Source organism: Pseudoalteromonas sp. JC28, from assembly GCF_013319255.1.
Lineage (GTDB): Bacteria > Pseudomonadota > Gammaproteobacteria > Enterobacterales > Alteromonadaceae > Pseudoalteromonas.
The window spans coordinates 14,853-31,667 of record NZ_QOKX01000003.1; the positions used below are offsets into that span (position 1 = coordinate 14,853).

Here is a 16,815-nt window from a genome sequence, read left to right on the forward strand (position 1 = left end):
AATAGCGAATGAAACTTTTACCGCTAAATCTGGTCTTATTAGTCGTAAGGAAATAGTTTCATGACTCGAATTAAGTCGCTTCCAAGCTAACACAGGTTCGACTTAGTAAACTCCCTGCCCGGAGTTCCAAAAAGCTGATAGCGTTTGCTATCAGCTTTTATTATTTAAATTTCCCTTATATTGTGGTTATATAGCCTATTAAAAATGGCCACAGCAACCCCAAAGAGCAGCCCGAGGATGAGTAATCAATAAAATGCGCAACAATCTCATTTCTGGGCTTATTTTTTCATTTTTTCTGAGTATAAGTTGGCAGACAAAAGCCGATCTTTATGATGCTACCCTCGCCTATCAGAATGAAGAATTCACTCTTGCATTTTCTGAATTCAATCGCCTAGCTCAGTTAGGTAATGCAGACGCCATGTATAATCTTGGGGTGATGTATTTGTACGGTCAAGGAACCGAACAAAGTGCCGCAAATGCCTTTGCTTGGTTTTCATTGGCTAAAGAGTTCGGTATTGCTGAAGCCTTTCAAACTGCGCAACTCGTTTTGCAGCAGTCCGACGACCAAAGTGGCCTAAAAGATTTCGTAACACTTCAAAAAAATCGTTTGGCAGACACCTACTTACTTGATTCAACACTTGCCCGGCTCAAACAACCCAATATCGTTTCTACGCCGAGTAAAACTCACGATGTATTACCTGACTATCCTGATGAGGCCGTACGACAAGGGGTTGAGGGCTGGGTTTGGTTAGAGTTTGATATCGACCAAAGCGGTAAGGCAACCAATATTGAGGTCGTAGATAGCTACCCCAAGCATATATTCACCGCTAGCCTGTTAAATGCTGTAGAGAAGTGGCGATATAGTGGACCAAAGCAAGCACACACGCTGATTTACCATTTTGCGACATATAAAGGCGAGCAATATCGCGAAACCTTAGCCATTCAAAAGAAGGCCTACGAAAAACAGCTAAAGCAGAATATCGACGCTGCAGAACGTGGTGTGGCGCAAGTACAATACTATATTGCTAACTGGTTGAGTATGAAAGATTACAACGCGTATCAGCTGCTGCGCTATCACTGGCGCGCTGAAGAACCAGAAAATGAATTATATTTAGCTGCAGCCAAAAATGGCTTGGACTTGGCACAATATCGCTTAGCAACTCAACTTATCAATGTGGGAGAGCATCGACTTAGTGTACTTTGGCTTGAACACGCAGCACAAACCATGGATATCGCAAAATATCGCTTAGCACGATCACTACTTACAAACACAGAGCTGCAAAATACTCAACGTGCGTTACAAGTACTTACCGAAGCTTCGAACAACGGCCATTTGCGCTCCACACTTCTATTAGCAAACACTTATTTAACTCGTCTCAACGACAAAACTCAGGCAAAGGCTTGGCTGCGTCATGGTCTCACCATCGATCCCGAACACCCTGAACTGCTGCTACTGTCTGCCAAGCTTACAGATAATCAGGCAGAGGCCAAGAAGCTTGCCTCACAAGCATTGAAGTCGGCATCACAGCGCAATTGGAGTAGTAAAGCAATACGCTTATTCCAGCAAAAGCTAGCTAACTAACTGTACTCAACCTGGGCTTCGTAACATTGATGTCTTCATCGGTCACCGTACTCCAGTAATACTATGTCACTTTCATAGTTGTTGATCCGATTGAATACTACCTGACTGCCATCAAAGCTTGATAATACCTGTAACTCGGTAAACCCCGCGTAAAGGTGTAACCCAATTGGTTGAACTTCTTCGACCTTGTTTTCACTACTTAAATAACGATAAAGCACCAATTGGTGGCCTCTTTTCAGTACAAAGTAAACCCCATCTCTATATACTGCAGGCTGATAAAGAGATAAAGACCCACGTAACTGCTCTACATCAAATGTCTCAGTGAGCGCAGTAATTAGGTATTCCCTAACTTGTTCTTTATACCCCACAAAGCTAGGGTTCTTTTGAGTAAGAGGTAAATCAGGTGAGTGCGTTACCAGAGGTTGTTGCTCACTGCGCCCTTGAGATACGGTAAATTGCCATGCCTGCCATTTTGCTTCCGCCGAGAGCTTCGCTCGATAATACAGGTTTCTACCATCCTGTGACCAATGCAAGTCGGCAATTTCGGCAAAGTTATCAACTACTTTTTTCACCTCTTTAGTAAAAGAGCTTATTAAATACACTTTGTGCGACTTTGATAATACGGCGAGATATTCGTTATTAGGCGACAGCAATAGCAAAATAGGCACTTCTCCCAGCGGCATCGTACCAAGCAAACTCGACGTTGGCCGAAAAGCATGTTTATGCCACAGCTCAAATTGTGGCGCATCGTTATTTTTGGTTGTCACCGAGGCATACACAAAATGTGCGCCATCATCAGACAATGCGGCAAGTAGGTCCATTCGAGCGGGCGACGTCAACTGCTTTTGCTGTGCTTCGCTTTGTGCGTCTACAGCAAGCTGATAAAAGTTAATTTCAGCCACGCCCTCAGTGTGCGCCGAAGCACGCAAGTTCGCATTGACATCAATCTCAGATATCGCACCAAATCCGGAGTATAATAACTGTTGCTCACGACCTTTAAGTACACTCAAGTTTTGTTTGGCGATAATAACCGTATCGTCCTCATAACCATGACTCAATGCCGAAAAAGACTGCTTGGAGAGTGTGGTGGTTTGGCTTTCAAGGTCCCCAAGTTGCCCCAGATTAAGCCGATAAACGCCCTGCTCTTTTACCTGATACAACAGCGTTTGTTGGTTAACTTGATAATGTGTTACATCGCGAATAGGCAACGCCGTGGTGTTGAGCACTTTAGGTTGATTATCCGCAAAAGTGACCGCTACAGATTGCAAATAGGTCCCAGCTTTATCCCAAGACTTAGTGATAAAATGGCCCGCTCGATATTCTAGCCAAGGCGCTGAGTCTTGTGCACTATTACAGCTGCCAAGCACGCTATCGCGCGCTAGTCGCCACATTTCTATTGGACCTTTAACGTGTAACGCCCGTACTTCACAGGAAACCGGATCCGAGCGCGAATAAATCAGCCAGTTACCATCTAAAGACCAACTTGCTGACTCTTCACTATAACCGCTGCTTTTTATCGTATGGGTTGTTTTAGTCTCAAGATCATAGACCGCCAAATCAAATTGATCGGCTCCCTCAGCTAAATAACTGTAGGCTAAATAGTTACCATTTGGAGAAAAGCGCACAAAGACTTCAGCACCCGGTGAGGACGTGATCCGAGTTGCAGTGACGGGCTGCTGTTGCAAGTCACTTTGCCACTGCTTGGTAATAAAAACGCCAAGCAAAGTCACCACAAGACCCATAAAAAACCCGAGCAGCGCAAATTGTGCGCCACGCCCACGAGACAACTCCTCTACTTGCTCAAGTAGCGTCGGGGCTTTTTCAATTTGTGCAATACATTGATAACCTAGGCGTGGTACCGTTTTAATTATTTTTGGCTCGTTTGAACTGTCACCAAGCAGCTTACGTAGCTGTACCACCAGCTGGCTAACAGAGTTATCACTGACGATAGTACCGGGCCATACGATATCTAAGATGGCATCTCTGGTAACAACCTGTCCCTTGTTAGCAATCAATAGACGTAATAATGCAGCATGTTTCGCTTCGATGCTTCTCCAAGAACCGTCAACACACACAGATAAATTGCTCAGGTCGACAAGTATCTCATTGATTAAAAAACGTTTTTCTAGGTTTTCAACCATCAACTACTAAAAATTTGTAAAACTATGGTTAGGCTCGTAATAAAAGCGTATTATGAGTATCAACTAAAGGTAACTTACTCGTATTATAAGTTGAGCACAATGTCAGAATTTCTCATCCGAACAGTTTCTTGTAGCGCATTCTTTATCACAGCTGCAAGTTATGCCGTTGAGCAAAATCAGACAGCTGAAAATACCATAGAACGCATCGAAATCCGTGCCTTCCATGACAGCGTTGTCAAGTCTCTCAGTAATAAACGTCACAATCAACAAGTTTCAGATACGATCAGTGCTGAAGACATAGGTAAGTTTCCAGATAAAAACGTCGCAGAGGCGCTGCAACGGATCACCGGTATTTCACTCTCTCGAGCACAAGGTGAAGGTGAGCGGATCGGCGTGCGAGGCACAACCCCCGAGCAAAATAGAACTTATTTGAATGGTCAATATCTCGCCTCCGCTGATTGGTGGATCTCAAGTCAGCCAAGCCGAGGCTTTAATTTTACCTTATTACCCAGTGAAATCGTCTCTAGCCTTGAGGTGTTCAAAACACCACAAGCTATGCAGGATGAAGGGTCATTAGGTGGTGCAATCAATATAAAAACCCGCGACCCTCTGCTTACGCCTTCAGGCTATGGCGTTGTAACGGCCCAGTTCCAATACAGTGACTTGAGCGATAAACTCGACCCACAATTATCTGCAATTTATAACTACCATAGCGAAAGTGGCGACTATGCTGTACTTTTTACCGCAACACGACGAGATCGCAGCCTCAGACGCGACGGCCTAGAATCGTGGGGGTGGCACGATAGAACATTATACCAAGGTGAAGGTGATACTTGGTATGCCACCCAGCAGACCCCACAAGACAAAAGCCAGACGTTATGGTTTCCAGGAGGTGGGGGTTCCGCGATTTTTCAGCAGCAAAGAGAGTTACAAGCTTATACAGTCAATGCCGCATTTCAGCTTTCCCCACGGCTTAGGTTAAATAGTCACTTACTTTACTCTCATCTAAACGCAGACAACAACAATCAAAACTTTCTCTGGCAAAGTGCAAAGTCTATTGACCTAGGCGGCGGGGTAACCGATTTACAAGTACAAGATGGTACTTTGGTGAGCGCCCACTATTTACCCACAGCAGCGCCGTTCAATACCAGCATGGAAGCCATTTGGCGAGACTCGCAGATCAGCACTAAAAGTGCTCATCTAGACTTAGCCTATGACGGTATTTATTGGTCGAGCCAATTTCAAGTGGGTCTAAGCCACGGCTCAGGTGGCACCAAAGAAGACGTCACATCACAGTTTTCTGCTAACACCCGTTTTCATGTTGATACGTCAATGCGAAAAAACATTATCGCAAGTTATGGAACTTCTCCGTTAGATGCGGCGAGTTGGTTTATCACCGAAGCTCGAAATGACAGCCAAGATGGCAAAGATAAATCATACTTCGCACAAGCCGATTTTGCGTACGATATCGACTTTAAACAGGTCGACGCGATTAAGTTTGGCATTAAACTCAAGGACCATCAACGGGACTTTTTGCGCTATCGCTCAAAAGATGGAGGGCTTGATGGTCTAGCCGGCGAGCTTGGCACTACACTGGCCGCCTATCCGGGCACTTTTGTGGATGATTATTTGCGCGGCGTAGGTAGTGCAAACACCTTAAAAAACTACAGTTATGCCGATATTACACTGCTCGCCAAAGACTTCGATACGCTCAATTTTGAACAAGAGATAGAAAAAGCCAGTCGTTTTCATATTACAGAAAAAACCGCCGCCGCTTACGGTCAAATGCAACTCGCTGGTGAATCCTATGCAGCCAACATTGGGGTACGGGTGGTCAAAACCTTTCAAGACTCTGCCGCATTTAAACGTGTCGCCTCCCCCATCGAAGCGCCCGATAGCTATGTTTGGCATGAAGAATCTCGGGATTACATCGATATTCTACCCAGCGCCAATATCAAGTTTGATTTAAGCGAAAGTCTGGTTGGCCGTTTTTCCGTTGCGCGCGTCATGTCACGAGCGCAATTTCACCACCTTATGCCCTCAACCAATTACAACGTGACCCAAGCTCAAGGACAAGGTGGTAACGCCAGCTTAGATCCATATAGAGCGGCGCAGTTTGATGCCAGCCTTGAGTGGTACTTTGACGATGCAGGACTCGCCTCAATCGCCTTATTTAACAAAGATGTGGAGTCTTTTATTGAGTTTGAGCGAAAGCTTGAGCGTCATGAAAGCATTTTGATGTCTATCGATAGGCCCAGTAATGGCCCTGGCGGCAGTATCCGTGGCGTTGAACTAAGCTACCAGCAGACACTTGCGTACGGATTTGGGTTAATCGCCAATTACACCTATGTTGATGGAGAACGTGACAACGCTGACGTTGGCTTACAGAACAAAGTGCCAGGCACCTCAAAACACAGCGCTAACCTCACCGCTTACTACGAGAACCACCAATTTAGCGCACGGCTTAGCTATAATTATCGAACCCAGTTTGCCACCGGTGTAGGCGAGACCATGATGGATAACTACGGTCAGTTAGACGGCAGCCTCACGGTGAAATTAAGTGATAACCTTGATGCACAATTTGAGTTTATTAATTTAACCGACGAACAAATCTATACCTATGACCGCAATGAGTACGCACCAACAGGGGTATATGTGAATGGTCGGCGCTACTACGCGGGGCTAAGGTACCAATTCTGATTTGCATGATAATTGCGCCTGTACAAACCCTAAGAATAAATCTAGCTTTGCAGAGTGCTCTCGTTTCACTTTATATATGGCATGCAAAGTAACTTCAGGCCTATTTTGCTCGGGAAACAGCTCAACCAAAGCGCCCGAATCAATATCCCGTTGGCAGAAATAAGACGGTAGCATGGCAATCCCCAATCCTGCCAACACCGCCTCTCGAATGTGAAAGCGACTGTTCGCTATCAAATTACCTTGCAAAGCATAACTTCGAGTTCCGTCATGCCAACTATCTTCAACATGATTAAGTTTTGATAACAACATGTTATGCCTACTCAGTTCGTCCAATTGCTCGGGCTTCCCATGCGCCGCCAAATAACAGGGAGCTGCAACAAAAGTCGAGTTTATATTGATTAATTTCAAGACATAAAATTGACTGTCTTTAAGTGCAGCAGAGAGCCTAAAAGCGACATCAATCTCATCTTCGATTAAATCCTGATTTGCTGCAGTAAACATCAGCTCTAACTTTATTTGTGGATAGCGCTTTTGAAAATCGATACAAATTTGGCTCAGTAGCATACGCCCTATCGTATTTGGAAAGGTTATTTTTAGATGCCCGGATTGATGCACACCAACTTGTTCAACTTCCTCTTCCAAATCGCGTAGCGCGCGAAGGATCTTTTTCCCTTTTTCATAAACCAACTTACCGGCATCAGACAAGGCGAGTTTACGGGTTGTTCGATTTAAAAGTACTTGTCCATAAGATGACTCTAGCTGAGCTATCGATTTACTCACCGCGGATGTCGTGGTACCGAGCTGCTCTGCAGCTCGGCTGAAGGAGTGCTGCTCAGCGACACAACATAATATTTTAAGTAAGTGAAGTTTATCGTATTCCTTTCTCATTATTTCCTCTTGGGAAAAAGTCTTTACACCAAATGAATATATATTAACTAAAAATAAAAAGTAAACTTAACTAAAAAGAAAACAAAGGACATCAACATGATCACCACGTCGTGCCACTGCGGCCAGATCCACTATCGTATTTTCACCACGACAACAGCCAACGAAATATGCACTGGTGTGCAGTTTATTCAGGCTCACGGTCTGATCGAAAATCCTTGTAAATCTCTCGAACGATTTGTGGTGCCGCATTCGAAAGCTCAAACCATCCAAGAGCATGGTTTTTGCAAACACTGTGGTGCTTCTATCTACATCATGGATGACAAAGGCAACATTTCGTATGCACTTAATCATCTAATGCCGTTTCAGGCTGATTATTCAGGCGCGCTGAATTTTGGCCTATAAAAGATAACGGTTTTGCTTTATCAGACTTAACCGACAATTAATCGCAAACATTGGTTTTTATTCTGGTGACAAGTAGAATGCCTAAAAACTTCATCTTGAAGTTACAACAAGTGAATGAAAATTTAGGATAAATAATGAAACTACTTAAGTCTGCTTTGGCTTTAGCAATGGGCTTCACCAGTGCTGCAAGCCTCGCAAGCGATACCATCACTATTGAAGACATCCCAAAGATCCAATCGGTAAGCTCAACGTCGGTGAGTCCTGACGGCGAACTCGTTGCTTTTACTCGCTCGGTACCGCGCGAGCTTTACGTTGACCAAAATGGTTCTAATTACAGTGAACTTTATGTGGTTGACGACGAAGGTGTAGAGCGCCCATTTATCACCGGTAAAGTGAGCATCTCAAGCATCTCTTGGTCGGCCGACGGTCAGTTCATTTATTTCCTAACCAAGAAAAAAGAAGACAAGCAACGCGCCCTTTATCGCATCGCGGTAAACGGTGGGGAAGCACAGAAAGTGCTTTCACTAAAAGGAACTGGGATCTCGGCTTATAGTCTAAGCCCTGATGGCAAACAGGTTGCAATCCTTGCAATGCCAGCTGCCGATAAGTCAGAAAAAGAGCTGAAAAAGCTTGGTTTTATGGCTGAAGTGTATGAACTGGGTTTAAAAAACAAACAGCTTCATATCATTGATCTTGCAGCGTCAGAAAAACCATTGACCCCAGCGGCACTAAACATCGAAGGTTATGTTAGTGAAATAAACTGGGCTGACGATGCCTCTAAATTACTGGTAAAAACCCAGCCTACAGCGCTTATTGATGACAAGTATATGAAGTCACAATGGCATGTACTTGATGCAAAAACACAACAAATTACCACTTCGTTCAAAACAGAAGGTAAGCTTGGTACCGCAGAGTTTTCTCACGATGGTAAATACATCGCGATTTTAGGCGCTGAAGACAAGCATGACCCGGCAACTGGTCGCTTATACCTTGCCGATGCACAAAGCGGCAAAGTAGAAGAGTGGATCCCAAACTTTATGGGTCACATCGGTGATTTTGAGTGGTCAAACCGCAAAAACCAGCTGACTTTTGTCGCAAACGTCGGCGCTGAGAGTTTTGTTGGCCAAATTAAAGTTGGCTCAAACAAATACAAGAAGCTTATCAAAGAAGGTAAGTTTATCGCATCGAACCTATCTATCTCTGACTCAGACAAAACCATTGCCCTACGTGCAAATACCGCTAAGCACCCAAATGAAGTGTTTGTGATCCGCTCAAGCAAGGCAACTCGTCTATCAAACTCAAACCCGTGGTTAGACAACAAACGTTTTGCAAAACAAGAGGCTATTAACTTCAAAGCCCGCGATGGCGTTGAAATTGGTGGCGTATTAATTTATCCACTTGATTACCAAGAAGGTACACGTTATCCACTGATCATGTCGGTGCACGGTGGCCCTGAAAGCCACGATAAGAATGGCTGGCTCACGAGCTATTCAGATCCGGGTCAAATGGGCGCAGCACGCGGCTATGCGGTATTCTATCCAAACTACCGTGGTTCGACAGGTAAAGGCGTTGATTACTCAAAACTTGGCCAAGGCGACTACGCAGGTAAAGAGTTTGACGACTTAGTAGATATGAAAGAATACCTAGTCAATACCGGTTTAGTAGACACTAAGCGTGTTGGTATTACTGGTGGCTCTTACGGCGGTTATGCCTCAGCTTGGGGTGCTACAAAACTAACCGAACACTTTGCAGCAAGCGTGATGTTTGTTGGGGTAACGAACCAACTATCTAAGTTTGGTACTACCGATATCTCAAACGAAATGTACTTAGTGCACGCTCGCTCTTACCCTTGGGATAAGTGGCAGTGGTACCTAGAGCGCAGTCCGATTTACTGGGCTGGTCAATCAAAGACGCCATTACTCATTATGCATGGTAAAGATGACCCGCGAGTACACCCAGCACAGTCTATGGAGCTATATCGCTATATGAAAGTGCAAGGTAAAGACGTACGTCTAGTTTACTATCCAGGCGAAGGCCACGGTAACCGCAAAGCTGCGGCTCAATACGATTACAGCTTGCGCTTGATGCGCTGGATGGACAACTACCTAATCGAAGGCAAAAAAGACATGCCAGATTATGAAATTGACCACGCGGCGAAGCTAAAAGCCGTTAAAGACGCGAATAAATAAGTAAGCCAGCTTATTGTTTGGGGGCGCGAATTTGCGCCCTTTTTTATCAGGGAAAAAGATATTGCAATTAACTACAATCAAACTCGACACCGAGCGATTCACACTTAGACCCCTAACCTCACAAGACGCCGAAGCGCTATTTGCCATATTCTCAGACGCAGACGTCATGCGCTATTGGAACACGCCACCTTGGGAATGCCTTGAGGATGCAACGCAATTTATCAAGCAATCACATGAAGATTTGACTACGCAACAAGCGATCACACTGGCCATTGTTTCGAAAAGTGATGAAATATTAATTGGTAAATGTTTACTTTTTAGCTGGGATAAAGAGTCACGTCGCGCCGAAATTGGCTTTGGTATTGCCAAATCTCACTGGGGGCAAGGTGTCATTCAAGAAGCGGGCTCTGCACTCATTAACTATGCTTTTTCAACACTGCAGTTGAGGCGTATTGAAGCTGAAATTGATCCCGCTAATATCGGCTCAGCCAAAGTGCTAACAAAACTTGGATTTACTAAAGAAGGTCACTTACGTGCTCGCTGGGAAATTGCTGGTGAAGTCTCAGACTCTGCACTATTCGGCTTACTTGCAAGCGACCTTCAATATAAAGCAAAGACTAATACCCAAAGGTCTAGATAACGCGTTACCTTTGTTTGTATTGGGTTTTGCAATATCCGCGATTGACCGCTTTGCTTCTAAGTTTAATATGCTTAGTGTTACGGCCATTTACTCGTTGCCGCCATAGCCTAAAACTGCTGGGTTTTAGGCTACAACGCATCAATTTGATCACTTCAGGTTCACTGAGCTCAAACTGTCGTTCGATAGCTTCAAATGGTGTCCTATCCTCCCACGCCATTTCAATGATCCTGGAAATTTCTGAGTCACTAAATTGCACTTGCTTAACCTTCCCCTAATTAAAAGCAAAGATACGTAGCGAGTAGCTCATTAGATTAAAAATACTTACGTCCAATCAATATTCCCATCGCAATGCCGATAGGTAAGGTGTACATGATTTGCCCAGATGCAACGCCCACGGCTGTGCCAATTCCTGCGCCGATAGCCAGCCCCAGACCTATTTTTCGATTGGCATTTTGTTTATCACATTTCATTGATTGTTCCATCATTTAAGCCAGTAGTTAATGTGGCAAAGTAATGAAGAAATGTAAACCACCTTATTTGCTTAACAATCAGTGCCCGTCACGCTTAAACCAAGCCTGTAAAAACTCGATACATTGAAGTACCGCGGCTGGCACAAATTGGCGTGCGGGATACAGTGCGTATAAGGCTAGCGTTGGCTTGTCAGCGTGCTGCAAAATACTGACTATCTCACCCTTTTCAAGTGCTTCTCTACAGGCAAATTCAGGTAAAACCCCTATTCCCAAATGGCTTTTAATTGCCTGCAACATAAAAAGGACATTGTTCACTTTAAGGGAGCCTTTTATTCGCACACCTTCGTCTAATGGCCATAAGTTCCTGCGTTTTGAATAGCTGTATTCAAAACAATTATGATGAATTAAATCTTGTGCTGATTCGATAGCAGGGTGACTCGCTAAATATTGTGGTGAGGCGCATACATGATAGCTAAATTGAGTAATTTCTTTTCCTATATAACTTGAGTCAAACGGGCGACTGGAAGCCCGAAAACCTAAATCGAATCCCTGTTCTACTAAGTCGATATCCTCATCTCCTAAATGTATTTCAAGGTCGACATCGGGATACGCTTGCATAAAATCGGCGAACATTGCTGCCAAGTCAGTGATCCCAAGCACCATTGGCACATTCACCTTTAGCTTACCTTTTGGTGCTTGCTGCGACTCTTGTATGAAGGTGTCTGCATCCTCTAACTTATTGAGAATATCCTTAGCACGCTGCAAATAGCCTTCTCCCACATGCGTGAGCTGCAAATTGCGCGTGGTGCGATGTATAAGCCGCGCACCAAGCTCAGCTTCTAGTCGGCTGATCTCCTTACTGATCATGGATTTGGATGTATTATATTGCTCTGCAACACGAGTAAAACTGCGTACCTCAGCCAGTTTTACAAACATTTCTATCGCTCGTAGCTTATTCATACTTTCCTTGATTATTGTTTCCACTATGTGAACTCTTGGTTCTCATTGTAGCTATATATCAAACAACATCTAGTTTATACACTGAGCTTGTCTTTTAGCCAAGAAGCAAATGAGGAAAACCATTATGTATACGTTATATTACTTACCAGGTGCTTGTGCGCTAGCAACGCAAGTCATATTAAGAGAATTAAAACAACCCTTCGAACTGGTTGACAAACGCGGTGTTGATAACTTTGTAGCCATTAACCCAACAGGTAAAATCCCGGTTCTTAACGATGGCGAAAACTGCTTAGTAGAAGGCGCTGCAATCCTACTTTATCTACTCAATAAACACGAAAATAACCTTCTTCCTCAAGCTGATGTTCTTCAAAAGCAACAAGCGATAGAAAACATTCTGTTTGCCAATGCTACTATGCACCCGGCTTACAATCGTCTGTTTTTTGCCACAGGCGCAATCGCTGTTGAGCATGCACGCCAGCCATTTTTAGAAGCGGCAGCGGTTGCCATCAACGAATTATGGGTGTTAGTCGAGAAAAAGTTAGCGCAGCAATCATTTTTAGGCGGCGATCAGGTTTCCACTGCGGATATCATGCTGGCTGTATATGCGCGTTGGGGCGCCTATTTTCCAGTCGACATTATCATTCCAGAAAAAGTCAGCAAAATGTTAGCTGCAGTTGAGGCAAGGCCCAGCTTTATCGCCTCGATAGCAGCTGAACAAGCACACAGTACAGACGCATGAGCTTAATATGACTAAGCCTATTTTCAAACTACAGGATTTAGACAAAGTAACTGCGGTTATTCAACAATATTTTGACGGGCTACACCAAGGAGATATTAAAAAGTTGGATGCAGTTTTCCACGTTGACGCGGTACTCAAAGCTCCTGGAATGAGGCGCACCAAATCACAGTGGCTAGATTTGGTTTCATCTCGACAAACGCCCGAAAGCCAAAGCGCTGCTTTTAATTACCGTATTTTGTCGGTGGATGTTGTAAACCATCAAGCAATGGTCAAGCTGTATTGCCCACTGTTTGAACATCACTATATCGACTTTATTGGTTTACTTAAAGAAGATGGACAATGGCGTATCGTCAACAAAATGTATGATGATCTGTAGGAGATAACCAATGCCAATCATCAATATTAAAATCACGAAGGAAGGCGTTACACCTGCTCAGAAGCAAGCCTTAATAAAAGGTGCAACTCAGCTTATGGTGGATGTCCTTGATAAAGCGCGATGATCTGTAGGAGGTAACCTGTGCCAATCATCAATATTAAAATCACTAAGGAAGGCGTTACACCTGCTCAGAAGCAAGCCTTAATAAAAGGTGCAACTCAGCTTATGGTGGATGTCCTTGATAAAGCGCCACAAGTTACTTTTGTTGTCATAGAAGAAGTTGAAACTGACGACTGGGGAATAGGGTTTGATCAAGTCTCTATGTTGAGACAGCAAAACTTAAGTCCTAAATGACGCAATAAAAAAGAGGCATCAGATGGTGCTTCTTTACCTGCAAAGACAATTTTCTTGAAAAAGAATCTTATAAAATTCAGGTAAATAAAAACTTTTTTAAAAAAGTTTCTTGAAAAATATTTGCCTCGTCCATAGATAGTATTGTGAGGACGCCGACAGGGTCCCAACCCAAACTAAGTAAATGTTTTATATGCTATTTATTGGCTTTAATTGAAGCAATAAATAGCTTAATTATCGCTTTATGAGGATACAAATTATGCGTACAGTAGACCTATCTCCACTTTATCGTTCATTCATCGGTTTTGACCATTTAGCACAGCTAATGGATGCAGCATCACGCAACGAAAAGCAACCAAGCTTTCCACCATATAACATTGAAGCCACCGGTGAAGACAAGTACCAAATTACCATGGCTGTTGCCGGATTTACCGAGCAAGAGCTTAGCCTTGAGTCAGAAAACAATACTCTGACAGTCAAAGGCGAAAAGCAAAACAAAGAAGACAAAGCTGAGCGTAAATTTATCCATCAAGGCATCGCAGAGCGTAACTTTGAGCGTAAATTCCAACTTGGCGATCACGTCAAGGTGATTGGCGCAGGACTTGAAAACGGCCTGTTAGTTATTGACCTTGAGCGCGAAATTCCAGAAGCACTCAAGCCGAGAAAGATTGAAATTGGCAAAGGCAATCTCATCGAAAATAAATAATCGATTGAGATCACTTCCCCCTGTTTTTACATGATGTCACGTTTCTAAGTCGCCCTCGGGCGACTTTTTTGTTTTGAGTTAGCAGCGTATATATCTATACTACCTAATTGGCGACTTAGGACTAACCATCAAACATAAAAACACAAAGATCGCTGCGTAAAGCATCTCCTACTTCGCAGTGCTAGATTTTTAAAGGTAGCACTTTAATTGGCATGGAGTTTCGATAAGTAAAAGCGACTTGCTGGGTAGATTGAGGTGTGATTTTTATGTAGAGCACCATTTATACTGACAGCAACCGGAAGAGGAGTGTCGCCTAGCTTTCTCTCTACGTTGAGCTTCACGAGCAGCTTGATTACTAGCTCTGTCGATTGCTTTAACAACCTTTATTGCAGTTCTTAAACCGCTTCCTCGTCTAGCCAATGTTACTCTTTTTTACATGGCTAAAGCAGGTTTATCAGACTTTCGATTAGGGGAAAAAGAATATCTAAGCGTGACTTAATGTTTATCTATTCAATCAAGTTTCACTCTATATTAATACTCGCCGTCTTAATGGGCGTTTGCGGCTCGCTGAGCATAAAAAAATAACGAAAAACAAAAAAAGCTTGGCTATTAAGCCAAGCTTTGGGTGCGGTGCGAATAACCGCCTTACTCTTACCGACTATGATCCTTCACTTTACTTCCCTAATGACATCCAAACTCTCAATTTGGAGCTCAAAGATTCTGATAGCGATGCCTCGCTGTAAGTATTCCTTTATACCAGTTTGTTTAAACTTGCCCGAAAAAGGCGCTTAGTTGAACAAATCAGTAATGTTGCCAAATAACTCAACAATAATCATAATCTTTGAACTCTATTCCCTGCTCCCTGACATCAGTTCCTTTTCCTCTGTCACTCCCTTGCGCAGGTAAATCTACTTCTCCAGCTCTAATTAGCCTTTAAAGTTTGCGAATTCTGTTTCGCTTAGCTCGCCGTTTGCATCAACGTCTAGCGCTTTAAATTGCTCTGCAAGTGCAGTGTGTGCTTGTGCTTCACTCATGCTGATTGTGCCGCTTTGATCTGTATCTAGCGCTGCGAAGTCTTCACCCGCCATTGCATTAACAGAAGCAAAAGATAAACCTGTGATTGAAAGTGCAATTAGTACGTTTTTCATCATTTATTCCTCAAAAATTTAAATACTGTTCGTTTTATAAAATTGGAGGGCTACTGTTTAGCCTTTAAAGTTTGCGAATTCTGTTTCGCTTAGCTCGCCGTTTGCATCAACGTCTAGCGCTTTAAATTGCTCTGCAAGTGCAGTGTGTGCTTGTGCTTCACTCATGCTGATTGTGCCGCTTTGGTCTGTATCTAGCGCTGCGAAGTCTTCACCCGCCATTGCATTAACAGACGCGAAAGATAAACCTGTGATTGAAAGTGCAATTAGTACGTTTTTCATCATTTATTCCTCAAAAATTTAAATACTGTTCGTTTTATAAAATTGGAGGGCTACTGTTTAGCCTTTAAAGTTTGCGAATTCTGTTTCGCTTAGCTCGCCATTTGCATCAGCGTCTAGCGCTTTAAATTGCTCTGCAAGTGCAGTGTGTGCTTGTGCTTCACTCATGCTGATTGTGCCGCTTTGATCTGTATCTAGCGCTGAGAAGTCTTCACCCGCCATTGCATTAACAGAAGCAAAAGATAAACCTGTGATTGAAAGTGCAATTAGTACGTTTTTCATCATTTATTCCTCAAAAATTTAAATACTGTTCGTTTTATAAAATTGGAGGGCTATTGATTAGCCTTCAAAATTTGCGAATTCTGATTCACTTAACTCGCCGTCAGCGTTACCGTCTAGCTGAGTAAATTGCTCAACAAGATTGGGATTTACTTTCGCTTCGCTCATGCTGATTGTGCCACTACCATCGGCATCGTATTTGGCAAAGTCGTCACCAGCTATCGCATTAACTGATGCCATTGATAGACCCGCTAGGGAAACTGCTACTAGTAGATTTTTCATCATATTCTCCTTAAAATTTAGTCTTGGCGGAGAGTCCGAAGACTCACCGATACCAAACTTTCAAATTAGCCTTCAAAGTGCTCGTACTCTGACTCGCTTAGCTCGCCGTTACCGTCAACATCAAGTGTCTTGAATTGCTCAGCTAACTTAGGGTTAACCTGCGCCTCACTCATGCTGATCGTGCCGCTGCCATCTGTGTCGTACTTTTCGAAGTCATCCATCGCCATTGCCGATGCTGAAACTAATGTCATACCTGTAATTGAAAGTGCTGCTAGTAAATTTTTCATGATCTTCTCCTAAACGATTAAAGTGATGCGATAACTGGGCGAATTAACCTTCGTAGTTATCAAATTCTGCTTGGCTTAGTTGACCGTCTTGGTCAGCGTCTAGCTCGTTGAATTGAGCAAGAAGGCCTTCATCTGCTTTTGCTTCTTCAATAGAGATGTAACCGTCACCATTCATGTCTAATTTGTCGAAATCCGTGTTTGCGTGTGCACCTACTGATGCCAAAGTCATTACTGCTGCTGATACTGCGATTGCTAAATTTTTCATCGTGCTTTCCTCGTAAGATTAAAAACTAAATTCTGTGTTAAACATTTTGCTGTTAAAGCTAAAACTGATTTTGCATTTGTTTTTGCGTTTCGTTTTTCGCTTTCGAGATAACTATTCCAACTTTGATGCCAACA

General features: G+C 43.4%; 20 protein-coding genes and 1 pseudogene. 10 read left to right on the forward strand and 11 right to left on the reverse strand.

What is annotated here, in order from left to right; all coding sequences use genetic code 11:
* The first annotated feature begins 253 nt into the window (after window positions 1–253).
* Window positions 254–1,582: a TonB family protein gene (locus DS891_RS07725; protein ID WP_174169413.1), complete on the forward strand. Its 1,329-nt coding sequence runs from the start codon at window positions 254–256 to the stop codon at window positions 1,580–1,582.
* Window positions 1,583–1,617: 35 nt separating this feature from the next.
* Here DS891_RS07725 and DS891_RS07730 read toward each other — a convergent pair whose 3' ends face one another.
* Window positions 1,618–3,723 (reverse strand): winged helix-turn-helix domain-containing protein, encoded by a 2,106-nt coding sequence (locus DS891_RS07730; RefSeq protein ID WP_174169414.1) that lies wholly within the window; start codon window positions 3,721–3,723, stop codon window positions 1,618–1,620.
* 99 nt (window positions 3,724–3,822) lie between these two features.
* On the opposite strand from DS891_RS07730, the gene DS891_RS07735 reads away from it, so the two are divergent.
* Complete coding sequence (locus tag DS891_RS07735; RefSeq protein ID WP_174169415.1) at window positions 3,823–6,423, forward strand: TonB-dependent receptor; 2,601 nt, start codon at window positions 3,823–3,825, stop codon at window positions 6,421–6,423.
* On the opposite strand, the gene DS891_RS07740 is transcribed toward DS891_RS07735, so the two are convergent.
* Window positions 6,406–7,311 (reverse strand): LysR family transcriptional regulator, encoded by a 906-nt coding sequence (locus DS891_RS07740; RefSeq protein ID WP_174169416.1) that lies wholly within the window; start codon window positions 7,309–7,311, stop codon window positions 6,406–6,408. The genes DS891_RS07735 and DS891_RS07740 overlap by 18 nt on opposite strands.
* 96 nt (window positions 7,312–7,407) lie before the next feature.
* Here DS891_RS07740 and DS891_RS07745 point away from each other — a divergent pair, with 96 nt between their 5' ends.
* From DS891_RS07745 to DS891_RS07755, 3 genes are all read left to right on the forward strand, one after another.
* Window positions 7,408–7,713 carry a hypothetical protein gene (locus DS891_RS07745; protein ID WP_010604263.1) on the forward strand — a complete coding sequence of 102 codons (306 nt, stop codon included), beginning with the start codon at window positions 7,408–7,410 and terminating at the stop codon, window positions 7,711–7,713.
* Between the two features lie 134 nt (window positions 7,714–7,847).
* Window positions 7,848–9,902 carry a S9 family peptidase gene (locus DS891_RS07750; protein WP_010604264.1) on the forward strand — a complete coding sequence of 685 codons (2,055 nt, stop codon included), beginning with the start codon at window positions 7,848–7,850 and terminating at the stop codon, window positions 9,900–9,902.
* Window positions 9,903–9,963: 61 nt separating this feature from the next.
* Complete coding sequence (locus DS891_RS07755) at window positions 9,964–10,542, forward strand: GNAT family N-acetyltransferase (RefSeq protein WP_174169417.1); 579 nt, start codon at window positions 9,964–9,966, stop codon at window positions 10,540–10,542.
* 4 nt (window positions 10,543–10,546) lie between these two features.
* Here the strand turns inward: DS891_RS07755 and DS891_RS07760 are convergent, their stop codons facing one another.
* The 3 genes from DS891_RS07760 to DS891_RS07770 form a co-directional block, all read right to left on the reverse strand.
* Entirely contained in the window at window positions 10,547–10,798 is a 252-nt protein-coding gene (locus DS891_RS07760; RefSeq protein WP_010604266.1) for a TIGR03643 family protein, read from the reverse strand.
* A gap of 55 nt (window positions 10,799–10,853) precedes the next feature.
* A complete protein-coding gene (locus tag DS891_RS07765; protein ID WP_019647622.1) occupies window positions 10,854–11,012 on the reverse strand; it encodes a hypothetical protein in 159 nt (52 codons plus the stop codon).
* 78 nt (window positions 11,013–11,090) lie between these two features.
* On the reverse strand, window positions 11,091–11,972 hold the full coding sequence (locus tag DS891_RS07770; RefSeq protein ID WP_174169418.1) for a LysR family transcriptional regulator: 882 nt from the start codon (window positions 11,970–11,972) through the stop codon (window positions 11,091–11,093).
* 124 nt (window positions 11,973–12,096) lie between these two features.
* Here DS891_RS07770 and DS891_RS07775 point away from each other — a divergent pair, with 124 nt between their 5' ends.
* The 5 genes and pseudogenes from DS891_RS07775 to DS891_RS07795 all read left to right on the forward strand — a co-directional run bounded on the left by DS891_RS07775 (window position 12,097) and on the right by DS891_RS07795 (window position 14,144).
* Window positions 12,097–12,711, forward strand: a complete 615-nt coding sequence (locus DS891_RS07775) for a glutathione S-transferase family protein (protein WP_174169419.1) — start codon at window positions 12,097–12,099, stop codon at window positions 12,709–12,711.
* A 7-nt stretch (window positions 12,712–12,718) separates the two neighbouring features.
* Window positions 12,719–13,087 (forward strand): nuclear transport factor 2 family protein, encoded by a 369-nt coding sequence (locus DS891_RS07780; RefSeq protein WP_174169420.1) that lies wholly within the window; start codon window positions 12,719–12,721, stop codon window positions 13,085–13,087.
* A gap of 10 nt (window positions 13,088–13,097) precedes the next feature.
* Window positions 13,098–13,205: pseudogene (locus DS891_RS07785) on the forward strand (4-oxalocrotonate tautomerase family protein); the annotation flags it as partial.
* Between the two features lie 23 nt (window positions 13,206–13,228).
* Window positions 13,229–13,441: a 4-oxalocrotonate tautomerase family protein gene (locus DS891_RS07790; RefSeq protein ID WP_010379330.1), complete on the forward strand. Its 213-nt coding sequence runs from the start codon at window positions 13,229–13,231 to the stop codon at window positions 13,439–13,441.
* A gap of 256 nt (window positions 13,442–13,697) precedes the next feature.
* Window positions 13,698–14,144, forward strand: a complete 447-nt coding sequence (locus DS891_RS07795) for an Hsp20 family protein (RefSeq protein WP_010379331.1) — start codon at window positions 13,698–13,700, stop codon at window positions 14,142–14,144.
* A 926-nt stretch (window positions 14,145–15,070) separates the two neighbouring features.
* Here the strand turns inward: DS891_RS07795 and DS891_RS07800 are convergent.
* The 6 genes from DS891_RS07800 to DS891_RS07825 form a co-directional block, all read right to left on the reverse strand.
* Window positions 15,071–15,292: an EF-hand domain-containing protein gene (locus DS891_RS07800; protein ID WP_017217565.1), complete on the reverse strand. Its 222-nt coding sequence runs from the start codon at window positions 15,290–15,292 to the stop codon at window positions 15,071–15,073.
* A 57-nt stretch (window positions 15,293–15,349) separates the two neighbouring features.
* Window positions 15,350–15,571, reverse strand: coding sequence for an EF-hand domain-containing protein (locus DS891_RS07805; RefSeq protein WP_017217565.1), 222 nt, complete (start codon window positions 15,569–15,571; stop codon window positions 15,350–15,352).
* 57 nt (window positions 15,572–15,628) lie between these two features.
* Window positions 15,629–15,850 (reverse strand): EF-hand domain-containing protein, encoded by a 222-nt coding sequence (locus tag DS891_RS07810; protein WP_174169421.1) that lies wholly within the window; start codon window positions 15,848–15,850, stop codon window positions 15,629–15,631.
* Window positions 15,851–15,907: 57 nt separating this feature from the next.
* Window positions 15,908–16,129, reverse strand: a complete 222-nt coding sequence (locus tag DS891_RS07815) for a calmodulin (protein ID WP_102058496.1) — start codon at window positions 16,127–16,129, stop codon at window positions 15,908–15,910.
* Window positions 16,130–16,194: 65 nt separating this feature from the next.
* A complete protein-coding gene (locus DS891_RS07820; RefSeq protein ID WP_010604274.1) occupies window positions 16,195–16,416 on the reverse strand; it encodes a calmodulin in 222 nt (73 codons plus the stop codon).
* A 43-nt stretch (window positions 16,417–16,459) separates the two neighbouring features.
* On the reverse strand, window positions 16,460–16,681 hold the full coding sequence (locus tag DS891_RS07825) for an EF-hand domain-containing protein (RefSeq protein WP_010369619.1): 222 nt from the start codon (window positions 16,679–16,681) through the stop codon (window positions 16,460–16,462).
* Between the last annotated feature and the right edge of the window lie 134 nt (window positions 16,682–16,815).

Excerpts from the sequence above, each read along its gene's own strand:
- DS891_RS07725 (WP_174169413.1), top strand. The coding sequence starts at position 254 with ATGCGCAACAATCTCATTTCTGGGCTTATTTTTTCATTTTTTCTGAGT.
- DS891_RS07730 (WP_174169414.1), bottom strand. The coding sequence starts at position 3,723 with ATGGTTGAAAACCTAGAAAAACGTTTTTTAATCAATGAGATACTTGTC.
- DS891_RS07735 (WP_174169415.1), top strand. The coding sequence starts at position 3,823 with ATGTCAGAATTTCTCATCCGAACAGTTTCTTGTAGCGCATTCTTTATC.
- DS891_RS07740 (WP_174169416.1), bottom strand. The coding sequence starts at position 7,311 with ATGAGAAAGGAATACGATAAACTTCACTTACTTAAAATATTATGTTGT.
- DS891_RS07745 (WP_010604263.1), top strand. The coding sequence starts at position 7,408 with ATGATCACCACGTCGTGCCACTGCGGCCAGATCCACTATCGTATTTTC.
- DS891_RS07750 (WP_010604264.1), top strand. The coding sequence starts at position 7,848 with ATGAAACTACTTAAGTCTGCTTTGGCTTTAGCAATGGGCTTCACCAGT.
- DS891_RS07765 (WP_019647622.1), bottom strand. The coding sequence starts at position 11,012 with ATGAAATGTGATAAACAAAATGCCAATCGAAAAATAGGTCTGGGGCTG.
- DS891_RS07770 (WP_174169418.1), bottom strand. The coding sequence starts at position 11,972 with ATGAATAAGCTACGAGCGATAGAAATGTTTGTAAAACTGGCTGAGGTA.
- DS891_RS07775 (WP_174169419.1), top strand. The coding sequence starts at position 12,097 with ATGTATACGTTATATTACTTACCAGGTGCTTGTGCGCTAGCAACGCAA.
- DS891_RS07780 (WP_174169420.1), top strand. The coding sequence starts at position 12,719 with ATGACTAAGCCTATTTTCAAACTACAGGATTTAGACAAAGTAACTGCG.
- DS891_RS07795 (WP_010379331.1), top strand. The coding sequence starts at position 13,698 with ATGCGTACAGTAGACCTATCTCCACTTTATCGTTCATTCATCGGTTTT.
- DS891_RS07800 (WP_017217565.1), bottom strand. The coding sequence starts at position 15,292 with ATGAAAAACGTACTAATTGCACTTTCAATCACAGGTTTATCTTTTGCT.
- DS891_RS07805 (WP_017217565.1), bottom strand. The coding sequence starts at position 15,571 with ATGAAAAACGTACTAATTGCACTTTCAATCACAGGTTTATCTTTCGCG.
- DS891_RS07810 (WP_174169421.1), bottom strand. The coding sequence starts at position 15,850 with ATGAAAAACGTACTAATTGCACTTTCAATCACAGGTTTATCTTTTGCT.
- DS891_RS07815 (WP_102058496.1), bottom strand. The coding sequence starts at position 16,129 with ATGAAAAATCTACTAGTAGCAGTTTCCCTAGCGGGTCTATCAATGGCA.
- DS891_RS07820 (WP_010604274.1), bottom strand. The coding sequence starts at position 16,416 with ATGAAAAATTTACTAGCAGCACTTTCAATTACAGGTATGACATTAGTT.
- DS891_RS07825 (WP_010369619.1), bottom strand. The coding sequence starts at position 16,681 with ATGAAAAATTTAGCAATCGCAGTATCAGCAGCAGTAATGACTTTGGCA.